This window comes from Natrialba magadii ATCC 43099 (genome assembly GCF_000025625.1).
Lineage (GTDB): Archaea > Halobacteriota > Halobacteria > Halobacteriales > Natrialbaceae > Natrialba > Natrialba magadii.
This window is the reverse complement of record NC_013923.1, coordinates 344,728-367,643: the sequence shown is the minus strand read 5'-3', so window position 1 is coordinate 367,643 and position 22,916 is coordinate 344,728. Positions and strand designations below refer to the sequence as shown.

General features: G+C 60.2%; 15 protein-coding genes. 11 read left to right on the top strand and 4 right to left on the bottom strand.

The features are described from left to right. The first annotated feature begins 3 nt into the window (after positions 1 to 3). Together NMAG_RS19060 and NMAG_RS19055 are read left to right on the top strand one after the other, a co-directional pair. Positions 4 to 2,028 (top strand): hydantoinase/oxoprolinase family protein, encoded by a 2,025-nt coding sequence (locus NMAG_RS19060; protein WP_004214500.1) that lies wholly within the window; start codon positions 4 to 6, stop codon positions 2,026 to 2,028. Between the two features lie 5 nt (positions 2,029 to 2,033). After that, positions 2,034 to 4,079 (top strand): hydantoinase B/oxoprolinase family protein, encoded by a 2,046-nt coding sequence (locus NMAG_RS19055; RefSeq protein ID WP_004214499.1) that lies wholly within the window; start codon positions 2,034 to 2,036, stop codon positions 4,077 to 4,079. A gap of 391 nt (positions 4,080 to 4,470) precedes the next feature. On the opposite strand, the gene NMAG_RS19050 is transcribed toward NMAG_RS19055, so the two are convergent. Both NMAG_RS19050 and NMAG_RS19045 read right to left on the bottom strand, forming a co-directional pair. Next, positions 4,471 to 6,849 (bottom strand): PAS domain-containing sensor histidine kinase, encoded by a 2,379-nt coding sequence (locus NMAG_RS19050; RefSeq protein ID WP_004214497.1) that lies wholly within the window; start codon positions 6,847 to 6,849, stop codon positions 4,471 to 4,473. A 142-nt stretch (positions 6,850 to 6,991) separates the two neighbouring features. Further along, the gene (locus NMAG_RS19045) at positions 6,992 to 8,128 is read right to left on the bottom strand and encodes a M24 family metallopeptidase (RefSeq protein ID WP_004214495.1); all 1,137 of its coding nucleotides are present in this window, start codon (positions 8,126 to 8,128) and stop codon (positions 6,992 to 6,994) included. Positions 8,129 to 8,403: 275 nt separating this feature from the next. Here NMAG_RS19045 and NMAG_RS19040 point away from each other — a divergent pair, with 275 nt between their 5' ends. From NMAG_RS19040 to NMAG_RS19005, 8 genes are all read left to right on the top strand, one after another. Beyond that, a complete protein-coding gene (locus NMAG_RS19040) occupies positions 8,404 to 8,892 on the top strand; it encodes a GNAT family N-acetyltransferase (RefSeq protein ID WP_004214493.1) in 489 nt (162 codons plus the stop codon). Positions 8,893 to 9,029: 137 nt separating this feature from the next. Beyond that, positions 9,030 to 10,388 (top strand): aspartate aminotransferase family protein, encoded by a 1,359-nt coding sequence (locus NMAG_RS19035; protein ID WP_004214492.1) that lies wholly within the window; start codon positions 9,030 to 9,032, stop codon positions 10,386 to 10,388. 390 nt (positions 10,389 to 10,778) lie between these two features. Further along, on the top strand, positions 10,779 to 12,002 hold the full coding sequence (locus NMAG_RS19030) for a Zn-dependent hydrolase (RefSeq protein ID WP_004214491.1): 1,224 nt from the start codon (positions 10,779 to 10,781) through the stop codon (positions 12,000 to 12,002). A 427-nt stretch (positions 12,003 to 12,429) separates the two neighbouring features. Beyond that, complete coding sequence (locus tag NMAG_RS19025) at positions 12,430 to 13,314, top strand: DUF4129 domain-containing protein (RefSeq protein ID WP_004214490.1); 885 nt, start codon at positions 12,430 to 12,432, stop codon at positions 13,312 to 13,314. Next, complete coding sequence (locus NMAG_RS19020) at positions 13,311 to 15,797, top strand: DUF58 domain-containing protein (protein ID WP_004214489.1); 2,487 nt, start codon at positions 13,311 to 13,313, stop codon at positions 15,795 to 15,797. The genes NMAG_RS19025 and NMAG_RS19020 overlap by 4 nt, the downstream gene beginning before the upstream one ends. Then, positions 15,794 to 16,354 (top strand): DUF7519 family protein, encoded by a 561-nt coding sequence (locus tag NMAG_RS19015; RefSeq protein ID WP_012996937.1) that lies wholly within the window; start codon positions 15,794 to 15,796, stop codon positions 16,352 to 16,354. Before NMAG_RS19020 ends, NMAG_RS19015 begins: the two co-directional genes overlap by 4 nt. Positions 16,355 to 16,504: 150 nt before the next feature. Further along, positions 16,505 to 17,551 (top strand): TAXI family TRAP transporter solute-binding subunit, encoded by a 1,047-nt coding sequence (locus tag NMAG_RS19010; protein ID WP_069673593.1) that lies wholly within the window; start codon positions 16,505 to 16,507, stop codon positions 17,549 to 17,551. A gap of 28 nt (positions 17,552 to 17,579) precedes the next feature. Next, entirely contained in the window at positions 17,580 to 19,580 is a 2,001-nt protein-coding gene (locus tag NMAG_RS19005; protein WP_004214486.1) for a TRAP transporter permease, read from the top strand. A gap of 309 nt (positions 19,581 to 19,889) precedes the next feature. On the opposite strand, the gene NMAG_RS19000 is transcribed toward NMAG_RS19005, so the two are convergent. Continuing rightward, the gene (locus NMAG_RS19000) at positions 19,890 to 20,918 is read right to left on the bottom strand and encodes an ornithine cyclodeaminase family protein (protein ID WP_004214485.1); all 1,029 of its coding nucleotides are present in this window, start codon (positions 20,916 to 20,918) and stop codon (positions 19,890 to 19,892) included. Between the two features lie 419 nt (positions 20,919 to 21,337). Between NMAG_RS19000 and NMAG_RS18995 the strand changes: the two genes are divergently transcribed. Next, positions 21,338 to 21,679 (top strand): hypothetical protein, encoded by a 342-nt coding sequence (locus NMAG_RS18995; protein ID WP_004214483.1) that lies wholly within the window; start codon positions 21,338 to 21,340, stop codon positions 21,677 to 21,679. A gap of 34 nt (positions 21,680 to 21,713) precedes the next feature. Here the strand turns inward: NMAG_RS18995 and NMAG_RS18990 are convergent, their stop codons facing one another. Continuing rightward, the gene (locus tag NMAG_RS18990) at positions 21,714 to 22,484 is read right to left on the bottom strand and encodes an IclR family transcriptional regulator (protein WP_004214482.1); all 771 of its coding nucleotides are present in this window, start codon (positions 22,482 to 22,484) and stop codon (positions 21,714 to 21,716) included. Between the last annotated feature and the right edge of the window lie 432 nt (positions 22,485 to 22,916).

Below are 22,916 nucleotides of genomic sequence, written 5' to 3'. Positions count from 1 at the left end.
AGTATGAGGCGTGCTGGTGTAGACATTGGCGGAACGTTCACTGACGTGATCGTCTTCGATGAGAAAACCGGTGAGATCGAGATCGAGAAGACGCCCTCAACGCCGGACAACCCGGCAGAAGGGGTAATAAACGGGTTGACCAAGGCAGATACTGAGATCGCTGACCTCGAGTTCTTCTCGCACGGATCGACGGTCGGGACGAACGCGTTGATCGAACGCGAGTTGCCGCGAATTGGACTAATTACGACAGACGGGTTCCGAGACGTTCACGAAATCCGTGATGCGACGAAAGAAGACCTCTGGGACGCGTATCAGGATGTTGCGGATCCATACGTTCAGCGGCGGGATCGACTCGAGGTCCCCGAGCGAATCGATTATGCAGGAAACGTCGTCGAACCGCTTGACGAGGATGCCGTCCGCGATGTCGTTCGAATCTTCGAGAAACGCGGAATCGATACGATCGCAATTTCGTTGATTAACGCGTACGTCAACGGTGAACACGAGAAACGAGTCGAGGAAATCGTCGCGGAAGAGTATCCCGAGGCGTTCGTCTGTAGTTCCCACGAGATCCTTCCGGAGATGTTCGAACACGAGCGGACGAGTACGACGGTCATCAACGCGGCGCTGGTGCCGGTCGTTCGTGACTATCTGACCGATCTTGCAGATCAACTCGCAGACCGGGGCTACGACGGCGACGTGCTCGCGATGCACTCCGGTGGTGGGGTGATGACGACCGAGGCGATTGCCTACTACGCGGCTCGTATCGCAAACTCGGGGCCGACGGCAGGCGCAATCGCTGGCCGGTACATCGCCCAGCAGTGTGGCTTCGAGAACGCGATCGGGTTCGACATGGGTGGGACGAGTGCGGATGTCTCGGTCACGCACGAGGGGGAGGTAGAGACGACCGACGAGTGGGCTGTTGAGTACGGCTATCCGATCATGTTCCCCTCGACGGATATCGAGACGATCGGGGCTGGCGGGGGGTCCATTGCCTGGATCGATGACGGCGGCTCACTCCGTGTTGGTCCGAAGAGCCAGGGGGCGGACCCGGGACCAGCCTGCTATCTTCGCGGCGGCGACAAGCCGACGACGACGGACGCGAACGTCGTTCTCGGCTGGGTCGACCCGGATCAGTTCCTCGGTGGTGACATGGACGCGACTGCCGAACCCGCTCGTGAGGTCATTCAGCGCGATATCGCCGAGCCACTCGACCTCGAACTCACTGAGGCGGCCTCGGCAATCGAGCAGATCGCTGTCGCCAATATGTGCAACGCCGTCCGTCTCGTTTCGACGAGCAAGGGCTACGATCCTCGTGACTTCGCGCTTGTCGCGTTTGGCGGTGCAGGTCCACTGCACGCAGCCCACGTCGCGCGTGAGATGAATATCCCTAACGTGATCATCCCACCGTATCCGGGGATCAACTCGGCACTCGGCTGTCTGTTGGTCGACGTTGAACACGACCTCTCACAGACGTTCATCGCTGACACCTCAAACGATGTTGTCGACGACATCGAGTCGGCGTTCGCGGAGATGGAAGATGAAATCCACGAACGACTGGACGAGGAGGGTGTCGACGAGACCGACATTCAACTCGATCACGAAATCAAGATGCGCTACACTGGCCAGTGGCGCTCACTTGAGGTCAGTTGCTCACGTCCGATCGAGAGTATGGCAGAGATCAGGTCCCAGTTCCACAGCCAGCACGAACAGACCTATGCTTACTCCGATACAGATCAGCCCGTCGAGATCTACGGGCTTCACGTCACTGGTCGCGGTGTTGTCGAGAAACCAGCCTTCCCCGAAATTGAGGACGGGAACGCCGACGCCGCTCGACGGACGACGCGCGAAGCGTACTTCGACTCGGAAGGCGAGTTCGTCGAGACGGCTGTCTACGACCGGGCCGAACTCGGGGCCGGCGCAACGCTCGAGGGACCGGCGATTATCGAACAGATGGATTCGACCGTGGTCGTCCCACCGAACGTGACGGCCGAAGTCGAGCAAACGGGGAATATCATTCTCACGGTGTAACTGTTATGACAGACTCAGGTTCAGATCCAGATCCAGATCCAGGCCCAGACCCAGACCTAGACGCAAGTTCACACACAGACGTACAACCACAGGCCGACATCGATCTCGATCCGGTCACGTTCGAGGTGCTTCGCAGTTCCTTCACGAACCTCGTCGATCGGATGGCACAACAGATCCGACGGACATGCTACTCGTTCGTGATCTACAACCGTGACTTCAGCAACTGCCTGAACGACGCCGAGGGAAACACGGTGATGCAGGGATCGAAGGATATCGCCGTCCACGTCGGCACGCTCCACTACACCTGCAAGGAGACCCTCGAGTACTTCGAGGGCGACATCAATCCGGGTGACGTCTACATCGTCAACGATCCGTACCTTGGCGGGACGCATATCAACGACGTTCGGATTATGCGACCGGTGTTTCACGAGGGCGAGATGATCGCCGTTACGCAGTCGAACGGTCACTGGGCGGACGTCGGTGGTCCGGCACCGGGATCGTTCAACATTGAGGCGAACGACCACTACGCGGAGGGACTGCGGATTCCGCCGTTGAAGATCTGGGATGCTGGCGAGTTCCGCGAGGATGTTGCAAACCTTCTGACCACGAACATGCGTCTCTCGGAGGACCGAATGGGGGACTTGCGAGCCCAGACAGAAGCGACGCGCATCGCCGAGGAGCGACTGCTTGAACTCGTCGATAAGTACGGCATCGACACGGTCATGACGGCGTTCGATGAGTCCAAGTCGTACGTCGAACGGATCATGCGCGAGCAGATCCGAGAGCTTCCGGATGGCACCTGGCATACACAGGACTACATCGACGCAGATCCGAACAAGGAGGAAGGATTCGTCACGATCGACGTGGAGATGACAATCGACGGTGACGAGGTCCACTACGACCTTTCGGACTCGGACGAGTACGTCGGCAATTTCTTGAATTCGACGTTCGGGACCTCCTTCTCGGCGGTCGTCTCCGGGACGAAGATGTTCTTTCCAGACGTCCCGCTCAACTCGGGCCTGTACCGTGTCGTCAGCGCCGACCTGCCAGAAGGCACTGTCGTCGACGCACCCGAACCGGTGCCGGTCACCGGCTCTGTCGCTGGTGCCTACGAGAAGGTGATGAACGCAATCTTCGAACTCTGGTCAGAGGTGCTTCCCGAGCGCGCCATGGCTGCGTCGTTCAATCTCGAGTACCTGCTCGCTGGCGGGCAGGACCAACGTCCGGGCCACGAAGACCAGGAGTTTGCCTGGTACGACTGGATGGCGGGCGGCTGGGGCGGTCGCGACGGCAAGGATGGTTCGAACGCCACCGCACCGGTGTTCGGCGCTGGACTCGCCGTCCAGTCGCTCGAGGGGCAGGAGCGAGACACGCCGCTCGTGACCAGCCAGCACTCGATCGTCACCGACTCTGCAGGGCCGGGCGAGTACCGCGGCGGGTGTGGCGTCCGCAAGGGCGGGCGCATGCTCGCCTGCGACAACAGCGTTATGTCCTACTGTTCGGACCGTGCTCGGTCGATCACCTGGGGCATCAACGGCGGCCTCCCGGGCATTCCTCACGGCGTCACACTTACCCAGGATGGCGAAGAGCGCCAGATGGGAACCGTGTTCTCGAACGTCCCGATCGACGAAGGAGACGAGTTCGTCCGGCCATCGTCGGGCGGCGGCGGATTCGGCGATCCACTCGAGCGCGACCCCGAGGCGGTTCTCGAAGACGTCAAGGATGACTACGTCTCCGTCGAGCGCGCCAAGCGCGACTATGGCGTCGTCATCGACGAAATTGACCCGGAGGTCTGCGCGTACGAAATCGACCACGAGGCGACGGCCGACCAGCGCGCGTTCATCCGTGAAAACCGGACGGAGTGGCTGGATGAAGATCCTGAAGCGGTCGCCAGGCGATACCGTGAGGGCGAAATCGACACGCTCGACCTCATCCGGCGCTACGGCGTGATACTCGAGTGGTCCTCCGGTGAGTTACTCGAGCAGACGACGGCGCAGTTCCGCGAGCTGCTTCGGGAGCGAGCGGCGAGTGGGTGGTCGTCGGGGTCGTAGTGGGTGGACGTTGGGGTCGTGGTGGGTGGTCGTCGGGGTCGTGGTGGGTGGTCGTCGGGGTCGTGGTGGTTGTCGCTGGCGGTTGGCGGCTGGTGGCTGGTGGCTGTTGGTTGGCGGTTGGCGGCTGGTGGCTGGTGGCTGTTGGTTGGCGGTTGGCGGCTGGTGGCTGGTGGCTGTCGGTTGGCGGTTGGCGGCTGGTGGCTGGCGGTTGTCGGCTGGTGGTAGGGAGTTGTGAGTGAAGGCCGTATGAGTGCTGGCAGAGGGGTTGTGGGTGGTGACTGCTGGCACCTCTGTTCACTTGCAGGGGACATAGTCGCCACAGCAGGATACCAGGATACTAGAATACCAGAATATCAGCATGTCCAGACATCGGAACGCACCCAGAAGTGGTTCACCCGTCACACTCCTCGTCCTCGAGAACCGGAAGGGTAAACGAAAACGCCGTCCCTTCACCGGGCTCCGATTCGACCTGAATCTCGCCGCCATGGCGTTCGATGATACGACGGCAGAGTGCGAGGCCGATCCCGGTCCCGGCGTGCTCATCTCGTGTATGAAGTCGCTGGAACACCTCGAACACACGGTCAGCGTCTTCGGGGTCGATACCGATTCCCTCATCACTCACAGTCACCTGCCATCGATCACCAGTGCGTTCGGCAGTGACGTGGACACGAGGGGGGTCGTCTCCGCTGTATTCGAGGGCGTTGTCGATGAGATTCTGGAACACCTGCCGGAGTTGACTGGCGTCACCTTTGACAGTCGGTAGCAGGTCTGACGTGATGTTAGCATCGTGTTCGTCGATCGAGAGCCGAAGATCATTCAGTACGTCTGCCAATACGTCGTCGAGATCGACCGCTTCGAAGGGTTCTCCCCGCGACTCAACTCGAGAGTACTGTAGCAACCCGTCGATCATCGCTCGCATTCGTTCGGCGCCGTCGACGGCATACTCGAGGAACTCTTCGCCGTCGGCGTCGAGTTTGTCAGCGTACCGCTGCTCGATGAGTTGTAAGTAGCTAGAGACCATCCGAAGTGGTTCCTGGAGGTCGTGTGAAGCAGCGTAGGCGAACTGTTCGAGGCGCTTGTTCGACCGCTGGAGGCCGTCGATGTACTCCTGTCGGTCCAGGTGAAGCTTCAAAAGCAGTGCGAGCGTCTCGATCAACTCCTGTTCTTCCTGAAGAAAACCCTCTGTCCGGGTGATAGACTTCTCTGTGGTCTCGGCCTCCTGGTGGACAACGCTGATCGCAATCGGCGTCCCGTTGATCGTCGATGTATGGGCTGTGATCCGGTCTGCGATCTGTTCGTCGCCCCCCGTCCCCGTTGTCGCCACGACGTCGTCGATAGACACTCGCGCGTCCGTTTGTTCCGGATGCTTGAAGAATTGCGGGAGGATGGTCACGAACTCGTCGATGAATTGGTCTACTGGTTCCGCTCTGGATTCGAGCAAATCCGTCGCAAGTTGCATGGCAGCGAGTTCTTTCTCTCGTTCGTCCAGTGCTCGCTTCCGTCGCTTTGATAGCTCTTTCAGATCGGTAATATCCGTCGCCGTCTCCAGAACTCGTTTGGGGTCGCCCTGTTCGTCGGCGATCGGTCTCGCATTTACTGAGAGCCACTGACGCTGCCCGTCCGGCTTCGTGAGACGGATTTCCTGATCGATCACTGGCTCTCCTGTTTCGAACACGCGGGGCACCGGCCGTTCTTCTACCGGAAGAAACTCACCGTTCTCGTCGTACATCTCCTGTTGGTCTGTGGTGTACGATTTGCTGTTCGGTGGGAACTCGAGTAGATCTGTCATCCGTTCGTTTGCGCGAGCGACAGACCCATCGCGGTTCACGACGGCGATTCCAACGGGAACTGTCTCCAGAATCTGTTCAGTCAAATTGTGTTCTTGTCGCAGCCGCTCTTTCCGTTCCTGACTGACCCGTTCGGCCGTTTTCCGGTCGCTAATATCGTAGTAGAGTTCGACTCTCCCACCCGCGTAGTGGCCGGACTCGATTGGCCTGCTTCGATGTTCGAGCCAGCGTTCTTCGCGATTGTCAGCAGCGAGGATCTGGCACTCGAACTGTTCGACGTAGGTATTGTCCTCGTACGTCGCGAGGGCCGTTTCGACGAACGTCTCGGAGTCGGCGAATCGATCGCGGATTGTCTCCTGAATGAGCGTTGCTTTGTCTCGGCCGACAATCTCGGTTCGATCGACACCAAAGTATTCCTCGATCGTTTCGTTTATCCACACGACATCAAACGCTTCGTCGAGAACGAACACACCGACATCAGCTTCGTCGATAACGGACGAAATCGCTTCGTGGGTTTCCCAGACCGACGGCAGCGGATCGTTCGTCTGATCGTGTGCTTCGACCGTCCGAACGACGCCAACGATTCCTCCTGTCGTCCCATCATCGGCAGGGAGGTTGATTCGGAGTTCACAGCGGACAGGATTCCCGCTTGCTGTCTCGATTGTGAGGTTGAACGGTGTGTCTGGGACGTTACCAGTGTTCGGACCACCACTAGCATCGTGCTGCGTTCGAATTTCGCGTTCGAGACGCGTCACGTCCGCCTCCTCGAGGAGCACTGAAACGTGTTCACCACGAAGGTCGTCTCGAGTGTAGCCCGTTATGTCGGTAATGGAGTCGTTTATTGCGATGAACCGGCCCTCGGTGTCGAGTTGGAAAATTCCCTCGGCGACGTTGTTCAGAAGCGCCAACGAGCGCTGCAGTGCCTCGGTCTCGTCCCGTGATGACCGAAAGGAGGGACCGGAGGAATCTTCCTGCTCACTCATTGCCACGGATTGGGTGGCAACGAACTAAACCCCTTGGCAGGCCTACCACGGACCATTACTACTGACTGATTCACACACCAGTCGTTCAGTTGCCGTCCGATCGGGTGTGGAGCGACGTTCAATCGCTACTGGAGCCGTTAGGTCACCACTCTCGTGGCGACCGATTCAGCCGCTCGCAGCCGTCTTCGGTGACGACAACAAGATCCTCGATCCTGACGCCGAACTCGCCGTCGAGGTACACTCCTGGCTCGATACTGAACACCATTCCCGGCTCGAGTACTCGGTCGTTCCCCTCGGTGATGTACGGCGGTTCGTGGACGTCGCGGCCGACACCGTGACCGGTTCGGTGGACGAACTGCTCGCCGTAGCCTCGGTTCTCGAGTACCTCCCGTGCCGCGCGGTCGATCGCCTGCGCTTCGACACCCGGTTCGACCGCGTCAAGCGCAGCCTGCTGTGCAGTGAGCACTGCTTCGTGGACGTTCTCGAAGTCTGCAGGCGGTTCTCCGTCGAACACGATCGTTCGGGTCTGGTCGCCGGGATAGCCCTCGACGCGCGTTCCGAAGTCGAGCACCACGGGATCACCGCGTTCGATCTGTCGGTCAGTGTGGCGGTGGTGCGGTCGCGCCCCGTTTGGCCCGGATCCAACGACGGTTTCGAACGAGGTGCCCTCGCCACCGGCCGCTGTCAGTCGCTGTTCGATTGCGTCCGCGAGTTCTGCTTCGGTCATCCCGATTGCCTCCTCGCCGAGACCGCGAATCGCTTCGCTGACGCGATCCGAGATGGCTGCAGCCTCTCGGAGGTGTTCGAGTTCAGCGTCGTCCTTTCGCAGCCGAAGCTCGTCGACGACCTCACTCGCGAGCCCGAACGTCGCGTCTGGGAACGTCTCGCGTAAATCTTGCGTGAACAGCGCCCACATCGTATCGTCGACGAGGAGTCGTCCGGACGCAATCTCGAGTTCACCACCAATTTCTGCGAGCAACGCTGTTGGATCGTCACCGTCGCTCCAGGTCCGAATCGTCGAGATGACCGACTCAGCTGCGAGCTGTTCGTCGTACATCTCGGGTGCGAGAAACAGCGTCTCCTCACGAGTGACGAACAGGAACAGGTGGCGCTCCATCGGCTCCTCCTGGAAGCCGCTGAGATATCCCATATTCGAACTCGGAAACAGAATCAGTGCGTCTGCACCCTCGCGTTCGAGTGCCTCCTGTGCGCGGTCCAGCCGGTTTTGCATGAGTGTACTCGAGTCCGCCTCGGTGCTCGAAGAGTTGTTGTCTGCCATCTACGTTGGTGTTCGTGCGTTACCGTGCTGATTGTTTGGGTTCCCCATCCTGTTGGCCTCGACTGTCATCGGCGTGGACTCGCTGTATTCTTTTGCACCCGGTCTGTTGGCCATTCTGGTTAGTTAGGCTAACTGGTTAGCCTATTCTATCGGTCTTGCAACGCTGTCGTTCTTGTCCGTTCTTCGCCTCTCCATCTCCCACTCCCCACGATCAACCTTCTCTCGACAAGTCGCGACGTTTTTGCCCGCGTACGGCGACACCAACACAGCAACAGATGACGGATTTGCTCGAGTCCTCCTCGCTCTCGGTCCGCCGGGTCGAACAGGCTGATGCCCCGGCGTTGGCCACGCTGTATCGTCGCGCCTACCAGACCGCTGCCGACGAGGGCTTTCCCTCGAACATGGTCGATATCGAAGCAGACACTGTGTCGTCGTGGCTCGAACGCGACGCGACGACTATCCTCGCCGAAACCGAAGCCGACACCCCGATCGGCACTGCTCGCCTCCTCGAAGAACGGGACGTTCCCTACGCCGAACGACTCGCAGTCGACCCCGACTGGCAGGGTCAGGGGATCGGTGCGCAACTCATGGACCAACTCGAGTCCATCGCTCAGGAGAAGGGATACGACCGCGTTCAACTTTCGACGTACACTGGCCATCCGTTCCTACTCGAGTGGTATCGTAACCGCGGCTACGAACGGACGGAGACCCGAGAGGTTGCGGATCGGCCGTACGATATGTGCTCGATGGAGAAGCCGCTTTGACTGGTTGAGACGGGGAGCGGATCGCGAAGATAGTGAATTTTGTTCAGCATACAATCTGTATCCTAGCCGAAAGTCCACTAACAATCGGCACACGAGATGTGAGTCAATTATATGTAGGCCGGGGCAAATACTCGGATATGACCGTAGGACCAGCGATTGACGACCTTCACTTTAGTCAAGAACCCGACGTTGACGAGGTACCGGGGCCGAAATCGAACGAGCTACTCGAACGGCAGCGAAACGTCGACAGCAACGCTGTCGCGTATCCGCGACGCGTTCCGATTGCGCTCGACGAAGCAAAGGGTGCGACGATTCGAGACGCCGACGGGAACACGTTCCTCGACTTCTTCGCGGGGATCGGCGTTCTGAACGTTGGTCACTCGAACCCGTACGTGCTCGATGCCGTCAAGTCGCAGCTAGACGACGTCGCACACACGATCGACTTCCCGACGGAAGCGCGAATCGATCTGATCGACAAACTCCGTGAGATCGCACCTGGTGGGCTCCAGGGCTCGAGTAACGTCGTCTTTGGCGGCCCGAGCGGGAGCGACGCGATCGAGGGATCGATCAAGCTCGCAAAGCACAACACCGGCCGACAGGGTGTGCTAGCGTTCGAAGGCGCGTACCACGGCACGACGGCCGGCGCGCTCAGCCTCACCGCTGGCAAGAAGTACAAGAAGGGGTACAGCCCGCTGCTCGCGGATGCCGTCCACGTCCCGTACCCGGACCCGGAGGGAACTGAGGATGGAATTAGCGTCGAGCGCGCGCTCGATGCCGTCCAGCGCAAGTTCGAGGATCCGTACGGCGGACACGAGTCGCCGGCGGGAATCTGGGCCGAGCCGATTCAGGGCGAAGGCGGCATCAACGTCCCGCCACAGGGCTTCCTGCAGGGACTGCGCGACATCGCGGACGACAACGACGCGCTGCTCGTCATCGACGAGATTCAGACCGGCTTCGGCCGCACCGGCGAGTGGTTCGCATCGGACCACTACGACGTGACCCCGGACGCAATCACGATGGCGAAGGCGCTCGGTGGCTCCGGCCTCCCAATTGGCGGGGTGCTCTACCACGAGAAGTTCGACACCTGGGGCCCCGGCGGCCACGTCGGGACCTTCCGTGGCAACGCACCCGCGATGATCGGCGGTATTCGCGCAATCGACTACATCGAGTCACACGACCTGCTCTCCCACGCAACCGAACTCGGCGAGTACATCCGCGGCCGATTCGCCGAACTCGCGGAAACGACGCCCGAGATTGCAGACGTCCGCGGCAAGGGACTGTTCGTTGGCGTCGAGTTCGTCGACGAAGACGGTGCACCGGCTGACGACCTCGTCGAGGCAATCCAGACGCGCTGTTACGAGAACGGCGTCCTCGTCTGGAGCGCCGGCCGCCACGGCAACGTGCTCCGACTCATCCCGCCGCTCGTGCTCACCGAGCAGCAGGCAGAGGTCGGCACCAACATCATCTGCGACGCGATCGACTCGAGTACGAACTAAGCTCGTCGCCCGTCTGTTCGTCGCTCGCACATTCCTCTTCGTGCGTCGCCCGTTTCGAACACTTCCTTTCACCCACGGTTGCCGAGCTACAGCTGGTAGCGATGCCCGCTGTTCGACGTGGAGTTCGAGATAGCTGTGCCGTGAATGCGCATGCAGATGGTGATCGACAGTATTCTTCCAATACTCAGTAATAGATGCAGATATGATATAATGGGGTTGTCGTACGCTTGATCGAGTGCTGGGTCTGACAGTGACCGGCTCGTGGAGGCGCTCTCTCGGGAGAATCGTACGCAAATGCTGTACGAACGTCAGGACTACTCTGACGTATTGGCTTCAGGCTAGTACAACCCATAGCTATTCGACTCTGGACTGACAACCCCCTGGCAACCAATGGCGATGATAGACCCAGATCGGTTTCGAAACACGTTCGAAACGTACTCCGATATCGGTCGCACCGACAACGACGGACTTCACAGACTCACACTTACGGACGCCGATATTCGCGTTCGCGATCAGTTCGTCGACGATCTCGAGTCGCTCGGACTCGACGTTCGCATCGACGAAGTCGGGAATATTTTCGGTCGCCGGGAGGGTACCGACCCCAACGCCGCGCCGGTGCTGGTCGGCTCCCACCTCGACTCCCAGCCGTACGGCGGCCGGTTCGACGGCCAACTCGGCGTTCTGAGTGCCCTCGAGACGCTCCGCGCGTTCGACGAGCAGGATATCGACCACCGCCGACCCATCGAAATCGTCAACTGGACCAACGAGGAGGGCTCGCGATTCAAGCCGGCACTGATGGGGAGTGGAACGTTCGTCGGCGAGTTCAGCGTCGACGAGACGCTCGCTCGGACCGACTCGGATGGGACGACCGTCGAGGAGGCACTCGAGTCGGCCGGCTATCGCGGCGACGTCGAGTGCGGTCCGCGCGAATCGATTCACAGCTATCTCGAACTCCACGTCGAACAGGGACCGGTCCTCGAGAACCACGACCAGTCCGTCGCGGTTGTCGATGGAATCTACGGCATGTCCTGGCTCGAGGCGACCATCGAGGGGACGGCTGATCACGCCGGACCGTCGCCGATGCACTCGAGACGCGATGCGCTGGTCGCGGCGACCGATGTGGTACAGGGAGTCCGTCGGCTCTCGAACCGGTACGACGATGTCGTAACCACTGTCGGTGAGCTGACGGTCGAACCCGGCTCGATCAACGTTATTCCGTCGGAGGTGACGTTCACTGCGGACGTCCGCAGCTACGACGACGATATAGTTGCAGAACTCGTCGGGCACGTGGAGTCCGAACTCGAGGCGGCCTGTAAGCGTGAGGGAACCGAGTACGAACTCGAGGAAATCTGGCGGATCAAGCATACGGAGTTCGCGGAGTCCGTCCGGACTGCTGCGCGCGAGGCTGTCGAGGAGACGGGTGTCTCGTACCGATCGATGGTTGGCGGTGCCGGCCACGACGCGAATTACCTGACAGACGTCACGGATGCGGGAATGCTTTTCGTCCCGAGCGTCGACGGTCGAACCCACAACGAGGACGAGTTCACGGAGTGGGAGGACGCTGTCGCTGGCGCGACGGTGTTCGCGGAGACAGTCCGTCGACTGTCACAGTAGTCTCGTTTCGGTGCACCCTTCCATTCTGTCTGCTTGTATAGTAGCCACTGCAAGTCGATGCACACCTGATCGCACGACTGTTGTGCGATCAGTGTGTAACTAGTTGCAGTTGTTACTATAGTGGGACCGAGATCTATCGAAAACATGTTCTGAAAGTGGTCATTCACTCTTTCCATATTCTTGGTGGCACTTTCATTTCAGTGTCCGTCTGAAGTATCGTGTCGGTTTAGTGTTCGTCGCGGTTGCCGCTGATGTCGTTGCTGAACTCTCCTGACACGGAGCCTTTCAGACAGGCTGCATCGATGGTGCGTGTTTTTTCCGCATTTGTGGTTTGTACTTCGTCCCTGCTACTGTACGCGTTCGCCGGCAAACCCGACACCCGACAGCAATCCCTATCCGTCCGCCGTTCGTGACCTGATGACAGAGAGTGATTGACCGACACACCGTCTGGATACTCTGCCTTGGAGTCGTCGGGATCCTAGCTATCGCGGTGGCTGCTCCGGCGCTTCCGACCGCCGTTTCAGTTGTCGAGGACGACGGCATCGATTCGCCGGAGCTGAGCGAGGACGCCGAATCGTTACTCGACGAACAGTTTGGCGAGGCCGGCGGTGACGACGTCGAGAACCCACTCCCAGTCGAGTGGCTCTTGCTCGGTGCCGGCCTCATCTCGCTGTTAGTGCTCGGTCGCGCGGTCGTCGCCAACCCGGAACAGGCACGACCGCTTTTGTTTGGCACCGTTGCAATCGCTGCGTTACTCGGGGCACTGCTCGTCTTCGACTGGTCCGGATACGGTAACGAGACCACCGGCACCGGTTCTGGTCCCGGTCTGATTCCGGAGTCGTTCCCGCTCGCTGTCGCAATCCTCGTGGCAGGGCTGACCCTCATCGGGACAGTGTTCGTCCTCTCTCGAGACGATACACCGGCGCTTGAGACTGCAGACGACAGCGCTGACATCCCCACACCGTCGCCGGCGAACGAGTTGTCTGCCAGCGACTATGGCTCCAGTGCCGTCTCGCACACCGCTGCGGATACTGACGTGTATCGCACCTGGCTGCTGTTGAACGCTGCAGCAGGGACTGGAGATGAGTCTGCCGCAACGCCGGGTGAGGTTCGCGACGAAGCGATCGCCAGCGGTCTCGATCGATCGGCAGTCGACGAACTGATCCACCTGTTCGAGGCAAGCCGGTACGGTCGCCACGGACCAACACAGGACCAGGACCAGCGAGCGCGTGCACTGTGCCAGGAGCTGGCACTCGAGTCGAACGAGTCGAACGAATCGACAACGGCGGAGCAGGAGGAAATGACTCGATGAGCGAGACTGCCAGATACGTTCGACTCGCGATGGTTCTCGTTGCAGCCGTTGCGATCGCCATCGGTGGGACAATGCTGGTTGCAACCGAAACCGTTCTCGACGCCCTCTCCTACGATGTCGTCGTCGGACTGGAGGTGTTCGGTCAACTGTTCTTTTATCTGGTGTTGCTGGCCCTGCTCGTCCAGAGTTACCGGATCGTCCGGCGACGGATCACTGCTGGCGAGACCGAGGTGACACCACCGGACCGCGAAGCCACGACTCGAGTACCAACTCCTGGCGATAGACTCTCCCAGCAACTCGCGTCGGTGTCGGGTCGGTCGGATCCGACGTACGAGGCGCTTCGGGATCGATTGCGAGCGCGTGCTCGAACAGCGCTTGTGAGCGCCGATCAGCGAACGGAATCCGACGCGGTCGAAGCGATCGAAGCTGGCACCTGGACGGATGACGACGTTGCAGCTGCGGTACTCGCCGACGACAGCGACTGGCCGTCACGGTCGGTCGAGGATCGTCTCCTTGGGTTTCTCGGCTTTACCGACATCCTCGCACAGCGTGACCTGCGGCGCGCGATGACTGCCGTTGCAGCGGTTGCCGGGGCACCCTCGGACGACCGGCGGCCCACGGCTGTTTCTCCGGTTCTGTCTGGGGAGTGGGATTGGGACTGGGAACGGGAACAAGAACAGGAACAGGAACAGGAACGGGAACAGGAACAGGAACGGGAACGAAAACGAGAACAAGACTCAACTGCGTCAGCTGTCGACCAAAAGCAAGCTTCGGAAACGGTTGCTGATGACGATGGATCGTACTCGAGTCCTGACGATACTGACGACCGGACAGACGATGATTCCGAGCAGGCAGACGACGGTCCCGAGCAGGCAGACGACACCCCTGAGCAAATGGGGGATGATCCCGAGCGGCCTGCTGATGCACCCACACGGCGTGAAACGGGTCGCTGGGACGGAATTAGCGTCGTCGCGCTCGTCGGTCTCGTACTGGGCGTGCTCTATCAGCAGCCAGCAGTCATCGCGGCAGGGGCAGTTGGAATCGGGTTTGGGGCGTACGCACACCTCGGTACGGACGACGACACACAGCCGTCGATTACGGCTGAGCGTAGCCTCAGTGAGACACACCCTGAACCAGGAGCCTCGGTCGACGTGACGACGCTGGTGCGAAACGACGGGGATGGACGCCTCACTGACGTCCGAATTATCGACGGCGTTCCGTCCGACCTGGTCGTCGGGTCAGGCTCACCGCGAGCAGCGACGACGCTCGCGCCGGGAGAGGCAGTGTCAATACAGTATACAGTCACCGCGCGTCGCGGTAGCCACCCATTCGACCCGGTGCAGGTTCTCGTCAGGACTGCGAACGGGTCGATCGAGACAGAGCTGGCTGTTTCGGCGTCAACGCCGAGGGCAGCGAAATCGGCAGCGACAGAGAACGGAAGAACATCCGTAGACACAGCGATCACCTGCCTGCCGACGATGCAACCGCTTTCGACGGGTGTTGATCGGCTCCTTACACACCGCGGGTCCCGTCCCGCAGGCACACTGCAGACGGCCGATCCAGGCCCTGGAGTCGAGTTTCACAGCGTCCGTGAGTATCGTTCGGGCGATCCGATGCAGCGGATCGACTGGAACCGCTACGCACGAAGCGGTTCGCTGGCGACGGTTTCGTTCCGCGACGAGCAGTCGGCGACCGTGATCGTGGCCGTTGACGCCCGAGCGAGTGCGTACCGCACGCCCGATGATACTGAGACGGTGCCGATGCACGCCGTCGACCGGGCTGTCGACGGTGGGGCTGACGTTTTCGCCACGCTGCTCGATGCAGGCCACACCGTCGGCCTCGCATCCGTCGGCCCTGATCCGCTCTGGCTGGCCCCCGGAACCGGTCGCGAGCACCGGATTCGTGGCCAGACTGCACTCGGCACGGATCCGGCAGTCGGTCCACGACCGCTTGCGATGTCGACTGTCGGGACTAGTACTGACAGCAGTGTGGATACTGTCGATACTGTTTCCGAAACCGATGTCGATGCTGATGACACCGACGGCAGCGATGATGCCGATGACACCGACGGCAGCGATGATGCCGATGACAACACTGACACCAACACAGACGAGACGACCACTGCTAACAGACCTACTGCTAATACCGCCAGCACCAGCACCAACACCACTAGCAACACCAGCACCACTTCCTCCACCTACACCCTCACCCACCTCAAGCACACCACGTCAGCAGCCACTCAGATCGTGTTCTTCACACCTCTCTGTGACGACGGGGCTCTCGAGATTGTCCGCTCACTGTACTCGAGTGCGTTTGCCGTGACGGTAGTTACACCGGATCCGACGACGGTGGATGGGCCGTCGAGGGCAGTTGCACGGGTCGAACGGAGAGCCAGAATACGACAGCTCCGATCGGAGGGAATTGCAGTGATCGACTGGGCGTGGGACGATCCGCTTGCGACTGCGATGGAGGGTGAACGATGATGGGACCGAAGGGTGGCTCGCCGGCGACGATTAGTTCAGTGATCGCGCTTTGCTTTGCTGGTGTCGGCTGGAGTGTTGCAGTGCCGTATTCGATTCATGCGACGGCGCTGTCGACGGTTGGCTGGCTTTTACTCGGGCTGGCGTTGCTCACCGGCGATCGAACGACGGTGACGGTCGGTGCGGGAGTGCTCGTTCTCGGTTCGTTTGTTGCCGCCGGCACGGGGGCGTCGATGGTGAGCGTTCTCGTTGCTGTGACGGCGTCGGTTCTCGCGTGGGATATCGGACAGAACGCGATCAGTATCGGCCACCAGCTCGGGCGTAGCGCACCGACCGCTCGGGCCGAACTCGCTCACGTTCTTGCGAGCCTTGTCGTCGGGACGGGGATCGTCGTGGTCGGACTCGCGGCAACGCAGCTAGTGGGTAGTTCACAACCCATAATTGTCGTTGTCTTGTTCCTCCTTGCAGCAGCTGTCATCGCGATCGCGCTCGGCCCGTCCGAGACGCTCGACACCGCCCGCTTTGAGCAGACTGCGTCGACGTCGGAATCGTCCAAATGACAATTCCCTGTTTGCCCGCGGCAGCAATGGGTGAAGGTTTTACGAAGAATACAGTTATAATCGCACCAGGTATGAAAGTTGCTCCCACCTCTCGATTTCTAACCTAAGCCTCGAAAAGATTTATATACTACCTCTGTATCTTGTATGATGATGTCTTTCAAGGACGGTGTTTCACGACGAGACGCGTTAAAGGTAGCTGGAGGGGTCGGGCTCGTTGGTCTCGCTGGGTGTCTGGGTGACGGTGAGCAAACCGACATCACAGTCGGGTCGTCGTCGTCCGGTTCGACGACGTACGACAACTCACAGGCAATCCAGCGAGTCGTCAGCGAACAATCCGATTCGATCAATTTCATCACACAGGACGCCGGCGGTGACCCGCAGTCGATGCGACTGTACGCCGACGACGAATTGAACGCCTACTCGACGGGGAACTTCATCCTCAATCAGGCGTTGACGGACTCGGGGCCGTTCGAGGAGCCGGACGATATTGATACGTTCCCACTTCACGGCTTCTCGCACCTCTCGCTGAACCTCTACTGGGTTGCACTGGAGGACAGCGGGATCGAGACCACCGACGACCTGTTCGGTGCCGACATCTACGCGCTCCCGGCTGGCTGGGGGCTTCGGGACCTGACCGAACAGATGTACGGCGAAGTCGGTCTCTGGGAAGAACTCGAGGAGGGCGTCGTCAACTTCGAGACCAGCGAGGCGGCGAGCGCGATGGAGGAAGGCCGCGTCGAGGCGGCGGTCGTCTACTCGTCGAACTACGATGCGCTGCCCGCCTGGGCCGTCGAGGTCGACGCGCGGAACGACGTCCAGATGGTCGAGATGACCGATGAGTTCGCCGACGCGGCAAACGAGTTCGCCGGTGCCGGATACGAGGAACTCGATGAACCGGGCGGTTGGGATCAGGACGTCAGCATCGATGTAGACTCCTACCCGACGTGGACGGAGACGTACCCGTACATGTTCGACCCAGACATTTCGGACGAGGTCGTCTACGATCTCATGGAGATCTGCCACGAACACTACGAATCGATGCAGGACGCACAGCCTGCAATTCTTGACTACTCTGATCCCGATAACTTCACGTTCGCTCTCACTCACACCGACGAAGTCGGTGTCCATCCCGGTGCGGCCGACTGGTACGAAGACAACGGCGTCTGGGACGACGACTGGACTCGAGGCGAAATCTAACTGAGACGACGGGACGAAAACGGAACATATGGTTTATTCAACAGCTGATAAGAACCGGCTCGATATCGCCCGCGATGCGATCACGCTCTTTGCGATCATTACCTGGGTGTGGATCCTTTACTACGCGTTTACCCAGCAGATGGATCGCATCCTCTTCACCGTCATCTTCCTCGGTGCGATCATGCTCGTCTACCTCGGAGACGAACTGATCGATGCGGTCGAGGAAGGGAACAAACTCGACGCCGTTCTGTTGAGTCTCTCGACTGTTGTGACGATCGGGACCACAGTGTACATGTATGCATTTTACGAGACACTGCTCTCGATCCGTGTCGGGACCGCCCTGACTCACGAGTATGCAATCGCTGCGGCGTTCGTCCTCGTAGTGCTGTATCTCTCATACCGCGCCTACGGGCTGACGTTCCTCGCGGTCATCGTCGCGGCGATCCTGTACGGCGTCTACGGGAACTACGCACCTGGTATCCTTCGTCACGGCGGATTCAGCCTCAACCGCACGGCGAACATTATGGTGCTCGACTTCCAGGGTGTCTACGGCTCGATTTCACGGATTATCGCGACCTGGGTCGCGTTGTTCCTGCTCTATGCAGGACTGATGCGCGGCTTCGGTGCGTTCGACCTCATCATGCGGCTTGCGCTGCGTGCCGCAGAATTTGTCCGGTCGGGCGTCGCACTCTCAGCAGTCACCGCGAGCATCATCATCGGTTCGATTACCGGGAGTCAGGCCGCAAACACGGCAATCACTGGCTCGTTCACGATTCCGCTGATGAAGGAGAGTGGGATCGACTCAGAAGTGGCCGGCGGCATCGAATCTGTCGCATCGACCGGCGGACAGATCATGCCGCCAGTGATGGGTGCAGCGGCGTTCGTGATGGCGTCGTTGCTTGGCATCACGTATCTGGACGTACTCGTTGCCGGCCTCATCCCGGCAGCGATCTTCTACGGCTCGGTTATCATCGCCGTCCACTACACGGGCACCGAACAGCTCCGTGGACAGGAACTCGATGTCGCGGTAACGAACCACTTCGACGAACGGCTGAGCCGTCGCGACCTCGCGATCCAGGGTGCGCGCTTCGGTATTCCGTTCGCAATCCTGATCTGGACACTCGGTGTCCTGCAGTGGACGGTGCTGACGTCCGCACTCTACACCGTCGTTGTGATGTTGCTCACCGGCTTTGGCTTCCCACTCGCCCAGACGGCACTCGATGGCGGCGACCTTACAGAGGAGTTCGTCGATCTCCTGGGGAAAGCCGCCTTCGGCTTCCGTGAAGGTGCGATTATCCTCGCGCCGATCGCGATCATCATCGCCTCGATCAACGGCGTCGTCGACATTCTCGAGGCGTCGGGCGTTCCGGGCGTGCTCTCGCTCGCCCTGCTCGACCTCTCGGGCGGCGTGATGATCGTCGCGGTCATCCTCGCGATGATCATCTCGATCATTCTCGGACTGGGGATGCCAACCGTGGCAGCATACGTCGTCGTCGCGGCGCTAATCGCACCGGCACTGGTCCAGCAGTTCCTCGTGCCGGAACTCGCCGCACACTACTTCGTCCTATACGCGGCGATCCTGTCGGGACTGACACCGCCGATCGCGATCGCCGTCGTCGTCGCAACCGGGATCGCCGACAGCAACTTCTGGCGCACCTGCTTCGAGGCGCTGAAGATCTCGGCACCGATCTACATCCTGCCGTTCGCGTTCATCTACAACCCCGAACTCGTCGTCGGCGGCTGGGGGGCATGGACGTTCGCGTCGGGACTGATCGCGCTGTTCGGTGCGTTCGGCGTCTCCCACGGGCTCAACTATCACGGTAAGTTCTTCCACCCGAGCCCAGCCGTGGTCTACCCCGTGAAGGGCGTCTACTTCGTCGCAGGTCTGCTCGCCATGGTGTTCCCGAACACCGCGGTCCGGCTGGCCTGTATCGCGCTCATCCTCGTGCTCGTCACAGCCCAGCTTCGTGAGCCGCTCCTTGCCCGGTTTGGCAGCGACTCGACTGCTGACTCCGAACCCGTCTCCTGAACGAAAGACTAGCGACCCCATTCCCTTTTCCGGCGTGTCTCACGCCGTCCGTTCGTCCGTTTCGATGTTGCTTGTCGCGATTTGGTTACGTTGTTTCAGTTCCGTCCCCATCCCGTCTGATACGCGAGATCTGTCTGACCCGCTTGAGTCACCCAGTCCGCACAACTCGTCCGATTTGCCTGCGCCGCCGATCCGCTCAATCCGCCCGACCGCTCAATTTGCCTGAGCCGCCGATCCACCCCAGCCGCCCCAGCCGTTGCCCTGGCCCTCCCTTTCCACCGAAAATCAGTTCGTACCGCAGTCGAAACGCTACGGCAACCGGCCAGTCAGCGCCTCACTCGCCGGCGCGAACGAAATCGTCGAACCAATTCCGTCCTCGCGTGCTCGCTCGTACAGCATGTACGCCGCGGCGACGGTCTCGATCCCCGTCCCCCCGCTGTCGAACACCGTAATTTCGTCGCCGCTCGTCCTTCCCGGCGCTTCGCCGGCAACGACCTCACCCAGCTCGGCATGGACGTGGTCGTCCGTGATCGCGCCGTCCTCGAGTGCCGCGAGAAATGCACCGGCATCGTAGACCGCACGCTCGCGCAGGTCGGGGACGTAGGTAGCCTGCTCGATCGTCGTCGTGTCGAGTTCGCGACTCCCCTCCTGGTATTGCCCCATCGCCGTCACGTGGGTTCCCGGTTCGAGGTCGTCGCCGTCGAAGACCGGTTCGCTCGCTTTCGTCGCCGTAATGACGATATCTGCGCCGTCGAGCGCGGCGGTACTCGAGTCCACCGCGTGAACGTCGGCCGAGAGTTGCTCGTCGAACTCCTCGGCAAATGCTTCGCGGTTTGCCTGTGTTGGTGAGAAGACGCGGACGTCCTCGAGGTCGCGGACGGTTGCGGTGGTGTGGAGTTGGCCGCGTGCTTGTGAACCGCTGCCGATGACGGCAAGCGTCGTAGCGTCGTCGCGGGCGAGTTCGTCGACGGCGACGGCACCCGCAGCGCCGGTTTTGAACGGGTTCATGCTCGCGCCGTCGAGGACGGCCAGCGGTTCGCCGCTTTCGGCATCGAATACGGGTGTCATGAACCAGGCGTTGCCAGCCCCGAAGCCGGAACTGTACATGTAGCCCCCCATTGCGCCGGTGTCGGGGAGCAAGGCGGCGTAGCTCGTGAACATCCCGTCCGGATCGGTTCGGTTGAACTTCTGGCGGGGGTAGGCCGGTGCACCCTCTCCGACTTGCCGGTAGCCGTCGCGAACGGCGGCGACGTAGTCGGCCGGCGATGCGAGTCCGTCGATCTGTTCACTGGTGAGAAACCGGGTTTCTGTTCCCGTCTCTGATTGGGTCTCGGTCATACACAGAGTCTCTCATCCCGCATAGAAAAAGGCGCGTGATCTGGCGACAACGGCTCACGTTGCGCCGTTCCTGGCGCTTCGGTGGCATCGAACAAGTTGTGTTGTGCCAGTTCTGCCATCGCGACTGTGGTATCCGATTGCTACTTTTCGGACTTTCCGGGCCCTCTGAGGTCGTCAGCGACTGTCCCCACAGCGACGATCCTCGTCATTCCGACCACGGTAGACTATCGTCCCCAGATAGGATTTTGTTGTCGCACGGCTTGCAGACAATATGACGACAGCAAAATGGCTACTTTCAGCACTGTTGCTACTACAGGCCCACTTTGCGGCGTCGTACCTGGTGCCACTATAGTAACAACTGCAACTAGTTACACACTGATCGCCGAGTCATCTGGCGAGCAGGTGTGCAGTGACTTGCAGTGGCTACTATAGACAGGGATGCCCAGCAAGAGTTTGGCGGCCTCTTGCGGTGGGTCTGGCCGTGGAGTGATGGCGACAGTGGACTGCTCGGCCAGCTTGCGGTGTCGGCCGACTTACCGCTTATCGGGCTGTTCCTCGCGCTGACCGCAGCAACCCTCTCGTTTTGTGCTGCGCTGGCGGTCCTCGAGTTCTGGGTGCCGTTCAGCTGGTGGCGGGTGCTGGCTGGAAGCGGGGCTGTCCTCTCGCTCGTCCTGATGGCTGGGTTCTTCGGCGCGACGAAGCTGCTACCGATCGCTCTCAACGCCGTCATTTTGTGGGCCGTCGTCGTCGATTGGCTGTAGGGCTGCCCACCCGTACCAAACGGTCTCCGCAGAGTCAGTGATACGTCAACTTGAGCTCGATCTCGTTCGCCGCACCCAACAACAGGTTCGGCAACTCCTCGCGGAAGTACGTCTCCGTCAGCCGCCTGGCCGGCCCCGCCACGGCAACCGCTCCGTAAACCTCGTCTTGCAGAACGATTGGCGCCGCCACGCCACGAACTCGCTCGTGTGACTCACAATCGTTGAACGCGACGCCGCGATCGCGAGCCGTCTCGAGCTCCGCCTCGAGTTCCTCGCGTGTCGTGATCGTTTGTGCCGTAACCGCCGGCAGACCACGACCCTCGATGATTTCGTCCCGCTGATCCGCCGAGAGGTATGCGAGCATCACCTTGCCCGCGGCCATCGTGTGCATCGGCTTTCGCTTGCCAACCCACGCGTTCGTCGGCACTCCCTGCTCACCAACCCGCCGATCGACGTACACCGCCTGCTTGTTCTCCCTGGCGAGCAGGCCGATCGTCTCACCCGTTTCCTCGACCAACTGTTCGAGCACCGGCTCGGCGCACTCGAGTAACCCGTCGTAATGGCGCTTGGCTCTGACACCGATATCCATGAATTTGAGTCCGAGCCGATAGCCCTCGTCGTCCTCGACGACGTAGCCGTTCGCTTTGAGCGTCGCGAGGTGTTCAGAGGCAGTGCTGTTTGCGATACCGACTGCTGTCGCGAGCTCCGTCAGCCGCGCGTGGTCACGCTCGGCGAGCGTTTCGATGAGGGCGAATGTGGTCTCTGTCGCCCGGATCCCCCCTCCAGCCTCGGTATTGTGTGACATTCTGTCGGAACAAGTAGTAACTGGATCATAATTCTGCCGGTGTCGTCAGTCTTCTGCATACAACACGTTGAGAGTGTATTCGGAGTACTGCTGGTGATTCCAGATGTATCACTCTGAGTATTACTTCACCATTTCGATGACACCGAAGAAATGATGTGGTGTGCTATACTAGAGCACTACTCAGCGACCCGTTTGGGGTGAAATACCGACATGCTGGTCAAAATTACAGCTGTACATCCGTAATACACTATTACTGGTATGTTATGACTGGTCATACAAGCACAGAACGATGCGGAAAATCCGTGGAATTTCCACTTATACCCAGTAAGAGTTCTACTTTCGTTCTGTCGAGGATACTTTCTACAACGTTCATCCGAACGATATCGTCAGGACAGACACAAACCTATTTCGGCAGAGCCGAAATACCTCTGT

Excerpts from the sequence above, each read along its gene's own strand:
- NMAG_RS19040 (WP_004214493.1), top strand. The coding sequence starts at position 8,404 with ATGACGGATTTGCTCGAGTCCTCCTCGCTCTCGGTCCGCCGGGTCGAA.
- NMAG_RS19060 (WP_004214500.1), top strand. The coding sequence starts at position 4 with ATGAGGCGTGCTGGTGTAGACATTGGCGGAACGTTCACTGACGTGATC.
- NMAG_RS19045 (WP_004214495.1), bottom strand. The coding sequence starts at position 8,128 with ATGGCAGACAACAACTCTTCGAGCACCGAGGCGGACTCGAGTACACTC.
- NMAG_RS19010 (WP_069673593.1), top strand. The coding sequence starts at position 16,505 with ATGTCTTTCAAGGACGGTGTTTCACGACGAGACGCGTTAAAGGTAGCT.
- NMAG_RS19000 (WP_004214485.1), bottom strand. The coding sequence starts at position 20,918 with ATGACCGAGACCCAATCAGAGACGGGAACAGAAACCCGGTTTCTCACC.
- NMAG_RS19035 (WP_004214492.1), top strand. The coding sequence starts at position 9,030 with ATGACCGTAGGACCAGCGATTGACGACCTTCACTTTAGTCAAGAACCC.
- NMAG_RS19005 (WP_004214486.1), top strand. The coding sequence starts at position 17,580 with ATGGTTTATTCAACAGCTGATAAGAACCGGCTCGATATCGCCCGCGAT.
- NMAG_RS19030 (WP_004214491.1), top strand. The coding sequence starts at position 10,779 with ATGGCGATGATAGACCCAGATCGGTTTCGAAACACGTTCGAAACGTAC.
- NMAG_RS19050 (WP_004214497.1), bottom strand. The coding sequence starts at position 6,849 with ATGAGTGAGCAGGAAGATTCCTCCGGTCCCTCCTTTCGGTCATCACGG.
- NMAG_RS19020 (WP_004214489.1), top strand. The coding sequence starts at position 13,311 with ATGAGCGAGACTGCCAGATACGTTCGACTCGCGATGGTTCTCGTTGCA.
- NMAG_RS19055 (WP_004214499.1), top strand. The coding sequence starts at position 2,034 with ATGACAGACTCAGGTTCAGATCCAGATCCAGATCCAGGCCCAGACCCA.
- NMAG_RS18990 (WP_004214482.1), bottom strand. The coding sequence starts at position 22,484 with ATGTCACACAATACCGAGGCTGGAGGGGGGATCCGGGCGACAGAGACC.
- NMAG_RS19015 (WP_012996937.1), top strand. The coding sequence starts at position 15,794 with ATGATGGGACCGAAGGGTGGCTCGCCGGCGACGATTAGTTCAGTGATC.